This window comes from Dietzia sp. IBK-p2-15D (genome assembly GCF_057773105.1).
This window is the reverse complement of record NZ_JBYMTK010000005.1, coordinates 148,909-164,632: the sequence shown is the minus strand read 5'-3', so window position 1 is coordinate 164,632 and position 15,724 is coordinate 148,909. Positions and strand designations below refer to the sequence as shown.

General features: G+C 62.8%; 6 protein-coding genes. 2 read left to right on the top strand and 4 right to left on the bottom strand.

The features are described from left to right. The first annotated feature begins 5 nt into the window (after window positions 1-5). Entirely contained in the window at window positions 6-5,279 is a 5,274-nt protein-coding gene (locus AC3DEV_RS09145; protein WP_488371892.1) for a DEAD/DEAH box helicase, read from the top strand. An 81-nt stretch (window positions 5,280-5,360) separates the two neighbouring features. Here the strand turns inward: AC3DEV_RS09145 and AC3DEV_RS09140 are convergent, their stop codons facing one another. The 3 genes from AC3DEV_RS09140 to AC3DEV_RS09130 are packed head-to-tail and all read right to left on the bottom strand — an operon-like array spanning window position 5,361 to window position 10,817. Beyond that, the gene (locus AC3DEV_RS09140) at window positions 5,361-8,789 is read right to left on the bottom strand and encodes an ATP-binding protein (protein WP_488371891.1); all 3,429 of its coding nucleotides are present in this window, start codon (window positions 8,787-8,789) and stop codon (window positions 5,361-5,363) included. Further along, the gene (locus tag AC3DEV_RS09135; RefSeq protein WP_472983509.1) at window positions 8,782-9,387 is read right to left on the bottom strand and encodes a DUF4194 domain-containing protein; all 606 of its coding nucleotides are present in this window, start codon (window positions 9,385-9,387) and stop codon (window positions 8,782-8,784) included. The genes AC3DEV_RS09140 and AC3DEV_RS09135 overlap by 8 nt, the downstream gene beginning before the upstream one ends. Continuing rightward, window positions 9,384-10,817 carry a DUF3375 domain-containing protein gene (locus AC3DEV_RS09130; protein WP_488371890.1) on the bottom strand — a complete coding sequence of 478 codons (1,434 nt, stop codon included), beginning with the start codon at window positions 10,815-10,817 and terminating at the stop codon, window positions 9,384-9,386. Before AC3DEV_RS09130 ends, AC3DEV_RS09135 begins: the two co-directional genes overlap by 4 nt. A 460-nt stretch (window positions 10,818-11,277) precedes the next feature. On the opposite strand from AC3DEV_RS09130, the gene AC3DEV_RS09125 reads away from it, so the two are divergent. Then, entirely contained in the window at window positions 11,278-12,282 is a 1,005-nt protein-coding gene (locus AC3DEV_RS09125) for a DUF4917 family protein (RefSeq protein ID WP_488371889.1), read from the top strand. 417 nt (window positions 12,283-12,699) lie between these two features. Here the strand turns inward: AC3DEV_RS09125 and AC3DEV_RS09120 are convergent, their stop codons facing one another. Beyond that, entirely contained in the window at window positions 12,700-15,723 is a 3,024-nt protein-coding gene (locus AC3DEV_RS09120) for an HsdM family class I SAM-dependent methyltransferase (protein WP_488371888.1), read from the bottom strand. Window position 15,724 lies beyond the last annotated feature (1 nt).

Below are 15,724 nucleotides of genomic sequence, written 5' to 3'. Positions count from 1 at the left end.
CTGCGATGCACGCACAAGACCCCTTGGACACTTACGACGGTCTCAAAGACGCGTACCTGCGGTATTACGAGACCACCTACTGGCTCCGGGACCCGGACTTGAGGAAAGAACGTCGCGCACTCCTCGAGCGGCCCGGCAAGCTGTTCACCGAACCCCTCATCGAACCGGTTCTTCCCTATCCTTCTACCGACGAACTGCTTGAGATTGCGCAGAGTGTCGGCATCGCAGACCGCGTTGCCGACGCCGTCGGACGAGCGCTTTTCGGCGGGTTTGTCGACCCTGATTCCCCCATCACGCTTCGCGCCCACCAGGCAGAAGCGATCCGCCATTCCTTCCGACCGGGCATTGAGCCGGGCCGCAATGTCATCGTCACCTCGGGGACAGGCTCCGGAAAGACTGAGAGCTTCTTGCTTCCGCTGCTGCTGCGCCTTGCTACAGAAGCTGATCGGTGGCCGTCCCAACCGCCCGCGAATCAATGGTGGGCACAACGATCGGGAAGCAATTGGTTACCTCTCAGGGCCGGAGAGAGTCGTCCTGCAGCAATGCGCTCCATCGTGCTGTATCCGACCAATGCTCTGGTGGAAGACCAAGTGGTCCGTCTGAGGCGCTCCACCAGAGCTCTCGCGGCGTCTTTCCCCGGTGCGCCAATCTGGTTTGGGAGATACACAGGGGTAACGCCCGGCGGAACCAGAATGCCCGACAAGAATCCTCGAGCGCTCCGTGAAGTCGCGGCTTCTATCCGAACTGCGGCATCCGAGATGGACGATCTGATCGCTGCGGGCCTCCCTGCTGCCGATCTCGAGCAGTTCGCGGACCCCCGGCAGAACGAGATGATGACCCGTTGGGACATGATCGCGTCCCCGCCGGACGTCATGGTCACCAACTACTCGATGCTCAACGTGATGCTGATGCGCGAGTTCGAACAACCCATCTTCGAACAGACACGGCAGTGGCTGGAAAGCGATCCGGCCCGAGTCTTCACGCTCGTCGTAGATGAGCTTCACCTATATCGCGGTACGCAAGGTAGCGAAGTCGCGATGATTCTTCGGAACTTCCTGCACCGACTGGGGTTGGCACCGGACAGTCCGCAACTCCGGTGTATCGGCACATCCGCGTCACTCGACCCCGGAGACGGTGGAAGGACTTATCTCGAGCGATTCTTCGGTGTTTCCGGTGACTCGTTCCACGTAACCGCCGGGCGACCGACCGAACTCGAAGTGGACTCCATCGACCCTGCCACGAGAATTGCCAACGCGTGCGTCGACGAGGGTGGACGTGTCAGAGCCACACCCGGGTCACAAATTGCGCAGCGGGTCGGTGGTGAACCCGAACTCGACCAGTTGCTCCAGACGATCGCATCCAGCTCGAATGCGACGACGATTCCACTACGAATCCACATGTTCGCTCGGCTCTCCAAGGGCTTGTGGGCGTGCGTTGATGCCGAGTGTTCGGGTGTGGCTGAAGTTGAGAGCGACCGTCGAATCGGACGTCTCCTCGATGTTCCCGCTACCAGTTGCCCGGACTGCGGATCCCGGGTTATGGAACTCCTTTATTGCTGGGAGTGCGGAGATGTGAGCCTCGGCGGATGGGTCGCAAGCCACATCGAAGATTCGGTGATGCTCGGGGCGTCACCGCCCCACTACCCTTTCGAGGAGTCGACCCGCGTATCCCATCGCACGTCCGATACGTATCGTTGGTACTGGCCGGGCGCTAAACCTGTTTCCATGTCATGGGATAGGAAAGGCCCCAAGGGATCAGCAGGGGGATCAAAGTTCCACTTCATTCCTGTGGAGCTACAACCCTCCGTCGGTTTGATGGGGCCAGCGGTGGAGTCGACTACCGGCTGGACCTTCGCATACGATTCCGGCAACAAAGCGGTACACCCAGCCCTCCCGGAGATGTGCCCGCATTGCGGCCAGAAGGGCCACAACAGGTCTTCCGAAAGATTCTGGGCTGGCGCTGTTCGATCGCCGATCCGCAATCACTCCACCGGCAACTCGCGATCGACCCAGGTGTACCTTTCGCAGCTCGTCCGTGAGATGGGCGATTCGTCCAACGAATCGCGGTCGATCGTCTTCACCGACAGCCGTGACGATGCCGCACGGACCGCAGCAGGAGTCAGCCGCAACCACTACCGAGACACCGTCCGGCAGGTCATCGCACAGGTGCTCGATGAGGGTGAACCTGACCAATTGGACATCCTCAAACGGGGCGCCGATGACATGAGCTCTCTTTCCGCCGAGGAAGCAATCGCCTTCCGGGCACTGTCTGCGGCGCAACCCGAAATCTGGAACCTGGTCCAGAAGCAACGGTTTACTGCCCTGACGGACGATGAGGCGGAAAAGTTGGCTGCGTTCGGCAACGATGAACGCACTGAAACCACCTGGGCGCGCCTTCGGGAACTCGTCATGCGGCGGCTGGTGGACATGGGTATCCCACCCGGAGGCACGGGCCCCTCTATGGCGAAAACCGTGAACGGAGCTCTGTGGTTCCAAGCGTTCGAGCCACCGATCAGCGGAGCGTGGGAGCCACTGGAACCGACGCTGCAAGCTACTGCAGTTCAACGATTCAGCCAGGAGCTAGGCAAGCAGATGGCTGCGGCGGTTTTCGACCGCACCGGCCGCGATATCGAAGCATCGGGGATCGGGTTCGTTGAGGTCAGCGGTAGCCGAGTGTCGTCCTCGCCCCTCTCCCCCGAGACCTCGCGCGAGGTACTCCGCTCGGTGGTCAGGATTCTGGGCGGCGCCAAGCGCATCCCCTTCAGTAGTCGCGAGCCACAGCAGGGTGTTCCCCAGGTCGTGAACGGTTACGTCAAACAGGTTGCCCACCGCCATTCAATCGACGCTGAGGACCTCCTCCAGTGGCTCACCGCCGAAGCCGAGGGTGGTTTCGCTCCGGGGTGGCTCCTGGCCGTCAATCTCGCAGAACCCCCATTCGAATTCGTTCCCCAAAATCAGCGCAGGTGGACGTGTGCTCGGTGCGGTTTCCAGCACCTGCACCCGTCGGCAGGAATATGTGCAAACCGGCGATGCAATTCGCCTGAGCTCATCGAGTCGGCTCTATCCGCTTCTGACATCGACTACTACGCGTGGTTGGCGACACTTCCACCGCGCCGTCTCGCCGTTGCCGAATTGACCGGCCAAACACGCCCGTTGGAGGAACAGCGTCGCCGCCAGCGACATTTCAAGGGCGTCCTTCTGCCGAGTCCACGGGAGTCGCAGATCACTCACGAACTTGATGTTCTGGTCGCCACCACCACCATGGAGGTCGGGGTGGATATCGGTTCGCTCAAGTCGACCCTGATGGCCAACATGCCCCCTCAACGGTTCAACTACCAGCAGCGCGTCGGCCGCGCCGGTCGCGCCGGCCAGCCGTTCTCGTACGCCCTGACCGTCTGCAAAGGTCGCAGTCATGATGATTACTACTTCAATCATCCGGAACGGATCACAGGCGATATGCCTCCTCAACCGTTCCTCGATACCAACCGAGATCGCATCTCGAGGCGCGTTGTTGCATCAGAAGTCCTCCGACTAGCCTTCAGATCTCTTCCCAACCCTCCGAAGTGGACCACGGAGAGCTTGCATGGCACCTTCGGCACTGTCGAACAGCTCGCGGACAACCTGCCGCGTATCCGCAAATGGTTGGAGAAGTCGCCCTCTGTCGACGCCGTGATCGAGAGGCTCACCTCCCACACCGGAATCACTGCGCAAGATCGCAGCAGCATGGAGCAGTGGGTCCGTCACGAACTCGCCGAGGAGGTCGCGGCGGCCGTTGCCGACGTCTCAGACCCCCAGACTGAATTGAGTAAGGAACTCGCCAGCGTTGGGGTGCTTCCCATGTTTGGATTCCCCACCCGGGTACGTCCGGTGTACCGAAGGTCCGTTCGGAAGACGACAGAACTCCAGGACGCCGTCCTTGTTGATCGCCCTCTCGATATGGCGATCAGCGCTTTCACTCCCGGCTCCAAGATCGTGCGGGACGGCGAGGTGAGGACCGTCATCGGATTCGCCGCCTACAGCATGGCATCAGGAAAAGTGACGCCGGCCGACCCGCTCGGGCGGCCACGGCTCGTAACTCGCTGCGAGGAGTGCGGTGCCATCAACCTCGATGAGGAGCTTGCCAGTTGCGCGATCTGCGGTGAGTCCACGACAACCGTCACCATGTATGAGCCTTTGGGATGGCGGACGGACTACGCCTCCGCCACAGACTTCGATGATGACTTTGACATCACGGAGTCGGTAGCCCCTCCCGCCGTCGGTGTGGCAGAGAACCCGACTGTCTCCTTCACATCGGGAGCCGTTGGCGTGCACGCCTACTCCCAGGCCAAACTGGTGACCCTCAACGACAACTCGGGCCGGTTGTTCGACCTGCGTCGTCGCATGGACAAATCCGTCGTTGTCGCGAATACCGACCTGTACGACGACGTCGACGAGTCGAACCTCATCGGCGAACGCATCGCTCATGCTGCGATCGGCGCCATCAGAACTACTGACATCGTCACAATCGCGTTTGCCACTCCGAAGACGGTCGGGAGTCAACTCCCGGCTGATGGCCGACGAATGCCCTCGGCGCAGTCGGCGTTCTTGTCCTTTGGCGAAGCAATTCGGCGGGCCTGCCAGATCGAGCTGGATATCGATCCCGATGAGATCATTGCCGGTCTGCAGCCGGCAACGATCAATGGGACTCCTTCCTTCAGGATCTTCCTCGCGGACCGTCTGGAGAACGGCGCCGGATACGCCACCGAGATCGCCCAGCCCCAGCGCTTGAGTAACCTACTCCACACTGCTCGGAATGACCTCGAGCTCACCTGGACCTCCGCGGCCCATTCAGACTGCGACAGTTCCTGCCCAGACTGCCTACGTTCATACAACAACCGGTTGTTGCACGGCAGCTTGGACTGGCGACTCGCGCTGGACATGTTCGATCTAGCTGTTGGCAGAGACCTCGACCTCCAGCGGTGGCTGGCACATAGCGCCTCAGCTGCCGCGAACATTGCGGCCGCCGGGCAAGGAGCCTACGAAGTCATCGACCTAGCGGGGTTGAAGGCGCTACACAACGGGTTCGAGGGCAGGATCTCCATCCTCGGACATCCCTTGTGGCGGCGCGATTCCGACGGATGGAACCCTCTGCAGAAGGAGGCCCACTCTGCAGCAACGCGGATGTACCCGCGCAGCCATGCCGAGTTCTCGGACGTTCGCGAGGCACTGCAACGACCTTTCGGCACTATCAGTCAGCTGATCTCTGCTGATGCTCTCGGGCAAGTCCTGGCAAGCCAGTAGTCACCGCTGACTCTTCCTGGGCGGCGTCGATGAGGGCCGACGCCGTCCACCGGAGGAGATACCAGACCTCGTCTCTTACCCTTATTGCCCCCCGCGCAGCTCGTGATACTCCTCGGTGGTCATCTGCACCAGCCGCGAACAGCGGCCGTCCACGTTGTCCACGTAGCCGATCGACCGCACGTAGGGCGCGATCACCTGCACCTTCTGCAGCGGGGTGACGATCAGCAGCTGGATGCCGAGTTTGGCGAACAGCTCCAGCGCGTAGCGGGTCGAGGAGTCGGAGCCGCGGCCAAAGGCCTCGTCGATCACGGCGAAGCGGAAGTCGCGGGCCTTGTCGGCCCCCCATTCCAGCCCGAACTGGTACGCCAGCGACGCGGCCAGGATGGTGTAGGCCAGCTTCTCCTTCTGCCCGCCGGACTTGCCGTCGGAGTCCCGGTAGTGCTCCCATTCCTGATCGGTCTCGCGGTCCCGCTCGGAGGCGGAGAAGGTATACCAGTTGCGCACGTCGGTGACGCGCGAGCGCCAGGCGCGGTCCCCGTCGCTGTGGCCCTCGCGGCCCCGCAGCCGCTCGAGGATGGCCCGGACCTGCTCGTACCGCTCCTCGGAGTACTGCCCCTCGCCGCCGAACGCCTGGTCGGTGACCCCCCGCAGGTCGGCGCGGAACTGGCGGACCTCCTGGTTGACCGTGTTCTCCCGGTCCAGGCGCACGTACCGGCCGGGGTTGAAGTCGATCGCCCCCAGCGCCTCGTTGGTCTTCTCGATCTTCTGACCGATGTCATCCGCCTGGCGCAGCAGCCAGTTGTGGAAGCCGGCCAGCTCCCGGATCGTGTTCTTGCGCAGCTGCTCCTCGAACTCGCCCACGAACCGCGGGAGGTCGTCGTCGGCCAGGCGGGCGTGGAACCGCACGAACTCGTCCCGCGCGGCGATCGAGGCGTCCATCTCTTTGGTCTGGTCCGGCCACCGCCGGCAGATCTCGGCCATGGCCTGCTGGATACGGGTGGTCAGGGCGTTGAGTTCCCGCTGCGCCCGCTCCACGTCGGCGTCCACGGCGTCGCCCAGCGCCTGCTCGGCGGTGTGGGCCTCGTCCGCCGTCTGGGCGTACTCGGCGCCCTTGTCCTCGGTGTAACCCAGCCGCTCGCGCAGCTGCGGGTACACCTCCCGGGCGGCGTAGAGCAGCTCGTCGTCCAGCTCGGCCAGGGCGCGCTGGTCCCGCGCCATCTGCCGCGCCTCGTGGTCAATGCTGCTCTGCCACCGGCTGCGGTGATCGGCCAGTTCCCGCTCGTCCTCCGCCAGCGCGGCCCTACGGCTGTCGAGGTCGGCCAGCCGCCGGTCGATCTCGGCCATCTCGCTGCTGCCCTCGACCAGCCGGCGCCGCTCCGCCTCGGCGGACTCGGCGCGCGCCTTGGCCTCGGCCCAGTCCAGGTCCCGCCACGTGGTGTACTCCGCCAGGCGGATCAGCGCGGTGCGCGCCTCCCCCAGCGTGGCCTGGTCGCGTACCGCGGCGTCGAGCCGGGTGGCCCGCTCGGCGACCTCGCCCTCCAGCTGCGCGCGGCGGGCCCGCAGCGCGGTCACCTTGTCCTCGGTCCGCCAGCCCAGCACCCAGCCGCGGGCGTCGGTCGCGGACTGCCGGTCGTCCTTGACGTGCCGGCCGCGGGACCGGATCTGCCCCTGGATGGTCACAGCGCGGTCGGCGGCGCGGAACTCCTCCATGGTGTCCGCGCACCGGTGGTCGGCGCGGGCGTAGAGCTCCTTGGCCAGGTAGCCCCGCAGCGGGGAGTCGGCGATCTCGATGGTGTCGGCCAGCAGCAACCCCGCCGCCTGCGGCCGCTGCAGCGGCACGTGCCGCTCGGGCACCCGCTCGTAGACCAGCCGGACGCCCACCTCGCGCCCGTCGGAGCGGCGGGCGGTGAGCCGGCGCGAGTTCACCCACTCGGACACGCCCGCGTACAGGCTCTCCGGCACCAGCAGGGACAGGGCGAACCCACGCAGCACCCGCTCGGCCGCGCCGCGCCACTGCGCGTGCTCCTGGGCCACGTCCATCAGCTCGCCCGCGAAAGGCAGGTCGGCGGCGTCCACGCCGAGCTCGGTGCACAGCTGGTCGCGGACCTGCAGCTGCTCGGCGGGGATGTTGCTCGAGCGCCCGGACACGCTCTCCAGCTCCTGGGTCACCTCGCGCAGCAGCCGCCGGCGCTCGCCGTGGTCCATCACCAGGGCGTCGTGCCGGGTCTTGAGGTCGGCGGCCAGGGCGTCGAGCTCGGCCTGGCGGGCGGCGACGTGCTCGGCCAGGCGCGCGAACCCCGCCTCGTCGGTCACCGGATCCAGTCCGGCGCGGTGGAGGGCGTCGGTGAACCGGTCGCGACGACGACGACGCTCCTCGAACTGCTCCCGCGCCGCGGCGGCGTCCCGCTCCAGGTCCCCCACCCGGTTGCCGCCGGACTCGGCCCGCACGGTCACCAGGCCGTCGCGCTCGGTGGCCAGCTCCTGCGCCCGCCCGCGCATGCGGGCCAGCTCGGCGGAGGCGGTGGCGACCTCGTGACCCAGGGTGTCGATCTCGGACTGGCGCAGGGCCAGCCGCAGTTCGGCGAAGTAGGGCCGGATCGCCATCCGCTCGTCCCGCAGGCGCTCTCGGCGCCGGAGGGCGGCGTCGTAGGTCTCGATGGACTCGACCAGCGGCTCCAGCGCGTCGAGCTGGGTGCGGGCGCGCTTGACGGCGTCGTGGGCGCGGGTGAGGTCCTCGAAGTGCCGGAGGATGCCCTCGATCCGCGCCGAGGCGTCGGCGGGTTCGAGCATGTGGGTGCGGACGAACTCGTTGAGATCGCCGACCGACTTCATGGAGATGGTCTGGTGGAACAGCTCCATGGCCTGCTCGGACCGGATCCCCAGCAGCCGGCGCATCGCCCGGCCGTAGGTCGGGAAGTCCTTCTCCACCGCGGCGCCGGCGTCCTTGAGCCGGGTGAGCAGCGCGGACAGGTCGGTGCCGAAGTCGGTGAAGTCGCCCTCGATCGACAGCGCCCGGTCGGCGGTGACGAACCGGCGCCACGGCTGGCCGGTGGCGTCCTGCTGCTGGAAGACCTGCGCGAGGGTCACCTCGTCGCCGTAGCCCTCGTTGCGGAACACGCCCAGGATCACGGAGTACGAGCGCGCGTCCCGCAGCCCCACGGGCCGGACGGTGCCGGTGGCCTCGTTGCGCTCGGTCTTGTGGTGGCCCTCGACATAGGACCGCAGGGTGCGCTCCTTACGGGCGGCGCCGGCGGCCTTGTTGTAGTCGATCCGGTGCGAGGGCAGCATCAGCGTGCTCACCGCGTCCACGAGGGTGGACTTGCCGCTGCCGATGTCGCCGGTGAGCAGGAGCGTCTCCCCCGCCGGGTCCAGGTGCCACACCCGGGAGTCGAAAGTTCCCCAGTTGAGGACCTCCAGCCGGGCCAGGCGGAACCCGGGCCGGCCCTTGACCCCCAGCTCGACCGGGGAGAACAGGCCGCTGGCGGTGCCGCTTGTCAGGCCGCTAGTCATTCTGTGCCCCCGCTTCGGCGTACTCGGCGAGCTTGGCCGAGAAATCGGACAGGGTCTCGGCGTCGACGTACGCCTTGAGGATCCGGCGGACCTCCCACGTGCCCTTGCGGTCCTTGAGCTGGCGCAGGAACCCCATCCCGACGAGCCGGTTGATTGAGGCGTCCACCTGGTGGGCCTCGCGGGCCTCGTCGGTGCTGCGGGCCAGGAAGAGCTGGATCATCTCCACGATCTCGTCGTGGGTGAGCACCAGCTGACCGGGATCGCCCGCGGACTCGAACTCGGCGAGCCGCTTCCGAAGGAGGACCAGCAGCAGGCTGTCGGCGTAGGTCAGACTGCGGCGGCGGATCACCCGGGGAAGCGCGTCCTCGCCCTCCGGGGTGTCGGCGGTGCGCAGGTAGGCGTACCCCTCGTCGTCGTCGATCACCACCTCCAGGCCGACCACCGCAAAGTGGTCGCGGACGGCGCCCTGGTGGCGCACGAGGTCATCCCAGGCGTCGGTCTCCTGGTAGACCACGCCCTGCATGAGGCGGATGGCGCTGACGGCCACGGCTCGTTCGGGGGCGGCGCGGTCGGGCGTGGGGAGGTCGTGTGCGCTCATCGGCGCCGGACCTCCACCCGCGGCATCACCGCACGCATGGACCTGCCGGCCTCGTGGTACTGGATCACGGTCTCCTCGTGCTCGTTGGTGGTCACCTCGAGGTCGTCGTCCTTGAGCGCCAGGTAGCCGACGATCTCGGCCGCCCCGTGCTGTAGGGGGTACATGGTGACGATGTCCTCCAGGCGGGCGGTGCCGCGGACCGAGATCAGCGCCCGGATGCGGGAGGCCAGGCGTGCGGGGTCGACGACGACCTGGTCGGTCAGCACCGAGGTGTCGACCTCCTCGGCGTCAACAGGATCGAGCAGGCTGTTGACCTCCGCGGCGGGCCGGGCGGTAAACAGCGGACGATCGGTGGGCAGGGCGACGTCGACGGCAGTCTCCTCCAGCTCCAGCCCGATCTCCGGCAGCTCGCCCTCGCGGACCTGCAGCGCGGAGGTCTCAATCTGGCGCACCAGGTCCAGCACCCGCCGGTTCTCCAGCCAGACCTGGTCGTCGGTGAAGCGGCGCAGCTGCTCGGAGATGTTGCGGACCGTCTGCTGGGTGCGCTCGGCGGCCTCCGCCCAGCCGTGGTGGACGGTGCGCAGGCGCCGGTCCGCGCCGAGCTCGTCGATGCCGGTGAGGCGCTCGAGCAGCATGGACAGCTCCTCCTGGCCCGAGGTGGACAGCAGCAGGTCGTAGAAGGCCTGGAAGCTGCGGCCCTGGTCGGAGGAGTCGATCATGCTGCGACCGTGGACCAGCTCGGCCAGCAGCTCACCCTTGCTGCCCTGCCACATGGCAATGCGCTCGCGCGCCGAACGGTCCAGGGCGCGGAAGTTCTCCTCCACCTGGCGGAAGTCGGCCAGCAGCTCGCGGGCTGTGGTGGCGAACTGCTGGTAGCGCTCGCGGACCGCGGTGCGGTCCAGCAGGCCGGAGTCCGGGTCCTGGCGGAGCTGGTCGATCTCCCGCTCGATGTCCTGCTTGCGGCGGTCGAGCTGGTCCAGGCGCTTGGCGGGGTCGGACTCGGTGCCCTGGGCGATCTGGCGCAGCAGGTCCACCGCGGTCTGCAGGCGCGACTCGGTGCCGACGAAGGACGTTTCGGCGAGTCCCTGCACCCAGGCGTAGGCCTTCTCCAGCGCCGGGGTGGCGTCGTAGTGGATCTCGTCGGCGCCCAGGGGGTAGAAGCGGCGCAGGAAGCCCGCCTCCGGGCCGGCCCAGTCCGCCAGGTACTCGGCGGCCGTGCGCAGGAACCGCGGGTTCTCCGGATCCTGCGCGTTGATGGCGTACAGCTGATCGTCCAGCGCCGCCACCAGCTCCCCCTCCGAGCTCGCGCCGCGGCCCTCCTCCACGAAGAACCGGCCCAGCACCGTGAGCAGCAGCGGCGCGTGCGTGGCGCGCAGCATCCGCCAGGCGGGATGCCGCTCGCGCAGCGCCTCGATCTGCGCGTACTCCACGTGGGGCTCCTCGGGGCTGCGTGCTCGCTTGCATCGGAAGGGGCGCGTGGCCCATCGCCATGTGCGCCGGGAGGACAGCTTATGCCGGAGGTATGAGTTGGCCAGAATCGAGTGACGGCCCCAAGCGCTGGGACCGAGCGGAGGATAGGCCTCAAGCTGCCCGGCACCCCGCCGAGCAAGAATCTCCGAAAGTTGTCCGCAAAACGGCCAGACGACTGGTCAGATCTCGTTGTCGCTTTAGCTAAACAACACACCTGATCACGAGACGGTTTCCGCCCCTTACCTAGAGGGGCCTGTCAAGATTCTTGTGTCTGTGCACGCCCACGCTCTAGCTTCTACGCCCGCAGAAGGGGAAGTTAGCGCAGTACGAAGCTAACAACTAAACTACATCCAGATCCCGGGAGGCGAACGCTTGCGGCGAATTCGCGGGCCCAATTAAGCCAGAGGAAGATGAGCAGAGATGACACCGCCTAAAGCAGTAGACTCCACGCTTCGACCTTGGAGTAGCCTCGAAGAGAAAGGCTGGAAAACGGCAGTTATTGGAAACGGCTTGAGTATCAACCTCTGGGAGAAATTCAGTTACCATAGCCTATTTGACGAATCCAACCTTGAGCCTGAGGCGCGCGCAATTTTTGACCAGCTCGAGACAGCCAACTTCGAGTTATGTCTCGAGTGTCTCCAGCACGCTAATATTTCCCTTCGCGCACTGGGGGAATCCACGCACCCCGTAGACTTAGCATACATTAAGGTGCGCGATGCCTTGTTCAACACAGTCAGCAAGGTGCACGCCCCCTGGGATAGATTCCCCAAATCAACACTTGAACACCTCGCTTCGGAATTGAACAAGTACAGTAACGTCTTTACGCTAAATTATGATCTCATTCCGTACTGGAGCCAGTTCTCGAGCGAAGCGGCCGTCCCGACCATCGCCGATTACTTCTGGTCGAATGGCACATTATTCGACCCATTAGATACCAAGCTTTACAATCCAGCACGCACCTCTATATTCTATTTACATGGCGCCATACACTTGTGGCAAGAGACCCGTTCGGGCCAAAACGGTAAGTGGACGCGCGACGAGAGTCGGCTTCTAGAAATCAAAGGCAAGTATCACGCGTCGAAGACTAGACGCCCCCTCTTCGTCAGCGAAGGCAGTTGGAAACGTAAGCGTCAGTCTATCCGTCAGTCGCCGTACCTCGCGTTTTGCTACGAGCAACTACGCATGGACGAAAACCCCACCGTGATTTTCGGGAGTGCCCTGGGTTCGCAAGACGAGCACATAGTGAAGGCCCTGAATCTCGGAGAACCAAAGCCCATTGCTGTATCGGTTTTCCCGACTGACGAACCGACTATCATGGCCGAAAAGGCAACGATTGTGCGCTCACTCCCGAAGCATGAAGTGCTGTTTTTCGACTCAACTACTCATCCGCTGGGGCTGCCAACCTTACGGATCCCTACAGTGTGAACCCAAAGGATAGCTCTGGTAGCGCGCACGTCCGCAACAAATCCGCCCTGCCCTAGATGAGTATTGGCTCTTCTGCGGGCCAGACGTATTGGGCCTAGGAACTGGCAGCTGCTTGACGGCTAGGACGTCGTCGGAGCCACGGTTATTCGCGTTCAGAGCCACCTTCTTAGGCTCCTCCCCCTGGGTGTAACGGGCACCCGGCAGAAAGGAGCAATTGCGAGTGCTAACGGAGATCAAGGCGAAACTCGTCTTGCCGCTACGGTTTGCCGGAACGCAATCATCCGCAGCTATTCGTTCCAGCTCATCAATTCTCGACTAGGTTAAGCAACTCAACGTGTCACTACAGACGAATATACGAACGTGCCGTTATAAGATCGTACCTTCCCGGCAGGATGACCTAGCACCTCATCATCAGGCTCAATCGCGCCCTTGACCAAATCCTTCGAGCTTTTCGCCTAAACGGAGAAGCAGGTCGATACTAGACCGTTCTTCAAAAATTCTAGCTTCGAGTTCCGCCACCTTCTCCCTCTTATTCGAGATCTCACCGACGAGCTGATCAAAACCTGAAGCGTCGGGAAAACACACTCTCAGCTCCAAAAGCTCCTTCGGATCGAGCCTCGCGTGGCGTTTTCCGCTCTGCAGCCTTCGATAAGCCTCGCACATGTCAGACGTCATGAGAAAGTATCCTAGAACGAGCGGAGGAACACCGTCCTTTACCTTGAGCCCCACCCACTCAGTGGAGCCGATAGCTGCAGGGTCCGGATCTATGATGACTTTCCCGAGGTAGGGCTCAAGCTTAGAAAAGGCCACATCGCACCCTTGAAATCGAACCCTCTGACTCCCAATCTCATCTACGACTGGCGCCTCTGAACTGACCACCGCTTGCCTAGGCTTCACCATCTCGAGGTCAATCAGCCGCGTAGGCTCCTTGAGTTCGCCCTTTTCAACTGTCGAGAGTTTCACCAACTCAACAAATGTTGAAAGCTGCTCGCCCCCCTCGCCTACATCACCCACTGCCCCGCCTTGGTAGTCCCACAACCACCGGTACTTTGGATCCAGACGGATACCCGGCCTATGAGCGACAGCTTCGAGGGTCGTCCAGAAGCCGAGTGTCGCGGATTCTTCCGCCCCTGGGCCGCTCCGCCAGCTGCCCAGAACGGTGGCCGAGTCCGCCACCGCTGCATGATCGACCGCACCCTCGTCGTCCTCTGAATACAGATAATTAGTCGCCGCGAGGTCAGGTAGATTCTTGCGTCGCTTATAACCGACGGAAGCGGGTTCTGCCATGAAAATTGCCTCGTCGACCCAACCCAACTCACTAATTACAGCTTCGAAGACGGCTTCGTCGGAAAGCTTTTTCCCGCGACGATGAACGGCCAATTCGGCAAGCCTGTACGCCTCAACCTCTTCGGGCATCCGTTTCTCAGCTAGGACTATGCAGCACTTAGTACTCGTGAATGGCCTGAAAGCGTCGTATGGCAGAGACACTACAGCGCGAACCTTAAAGTGCTTGATCAGGAATGACCGCATTCCCTTTCCAGTAGAGGTATCGACAACAGCCTCTGGAAGAACACAGCAGAACGTGCCTCCGGGACGAAGCAGTTGGAACCATCGCTCGATGAAAATCGCCTCGCTTTGTGCGCGCCTCATCAAGTCGAAAGAATTCGCGATCTTGCGTTTCTCGTCGTCGGACACCTTAAGTGAGAAAGGAGGATTCGATAAGACCAAATCGAACTGCTCATTGACAGGTGCGCCGTAGCCTCCTTTAGCGGGCTTACTGGCAATCTCGGTTCCAAGTACGTTGTGCCGTCCATCGATCCAATAGTCGGAAAACGGCAACAAACCACTACTGATCCACGTATTAGCGCTCCCATCGCCGTGCATCACCATGTTGACCTTCGAGGAGAGCCCTAGGTCGTAATTGTTCTCAATTCCGAACAAGAACTCTTTCGCCCAGGCGTTACCATTTGTACCCGAAAACCACGTCTGATGGAATTCTTGGGTTCGCCGCGATAGGGCCGCAGCCGTGGAGGGCGAACCCACCTGGTCGTGGATCAGTTTCATGTACTCAATCAAGAAGCTGCCCGACCCGGCCGACGGGTCTATCACGAATGGCAAGCGCGGTCGACCATGTTGATCCTTCTTGGTTTCCATTGTTTCACGCGCACTGTCGGCTGCAGAACAGAGCTCAAGCATGAATCTTATTACTTTAACGGGAGTGAAGAACTGCCCCCTTGTTTGGGTGAAGTCCGAAGCCACAATCTGCTCGAAGAACTCTCCGAGAAGATCCCCTCGATGCGTGTTCTCGGTGACAGAGAGGCCCTCTAAGCGGCCCACTACGTAAGCAATTTTCTCGGGAGCGATTCTTGATATGTCAAATGCTGGCCCCATACTAGGACTGGGTAACGACAGATACGCGGTCTCAGCCTCGCGGTAGAGTTCGTTCAAACGATCAACTAGCTCTAAGGCTGGCTCCGGCGTAAGCGCGTCTCCCTTACGCTGAAATCTGTAAGCTGCGCCGGGCACCGTGGTGTTCTCGTCGTATATCTTGGCGAGAATCAGGCGAGTGATGAGAACGAAGACCTCGTTATTATTTGTGCCCCCTCCGCCCCAGATAACGTCATGAATCTCGTTCCTAACGCGGTTGAACTGCTGCGCCGAGGCGCCCTTGTTAAGCGGCCGCAACTTCCCGTCGTCAGCGGGCACGAATCCATAGAGGCTCTTTTCTGCGACCCCATAATTCCGTGGGAGTACGTCCGCGATCGGCTGGCCCGCTTCGTTCCAGGCCTCGTAAGAACTAAACGCTTCTGTATCGATGAGCATTATTCGCTCGGCGATACCATCTGCGTGGGGCTCAGCGGTGTAATATACGAGATATCGTGGCCTAGGAGCTTCGAGCATACTTAAACGAAAGAGCTGGCCATCGATTAACTTCAGGTCGGCGTCGAACTTGTCCGGAGCTTTACACTCAATGAACATGAAGGCATCTTGCGAGAGCTTTTCCTCCGCCCTTCCACGCACAAGGACATCAACTCTCCCGCCCTTGCCAGGTCGACCGACGGGCTTGTATACCCTCTCGATCTCGATTGTTTTTCCATTTGCTTTATACTCGAGCGAGCCCGAGAGTCGAAGCACCAAATATGCTCGAACCAGCTCCTCATTTGAGGCCTTTGCGCTACCACCGCTGAATCCGGGTGCGATCGGGTCCCGCCATACTCGTGTAAGATCATATTCGACGCTGCCGCTGGAATGGCTGTCCAACGAAAGACGGAGGACCTTGCCGTAACCGTCTTGAGCTTTGATCGCCGCGATTATTGCAGGCCGAAAGTCCGAATTCATCGTTTGTACGATTCCTATCTCGAAGTTGCTGCCTTCAGCGGCAACCCTAGCGCTCAACGGGACGCCCCCTAGTGCTGAGCATGCCCAGCTCTCCTCTGGCACC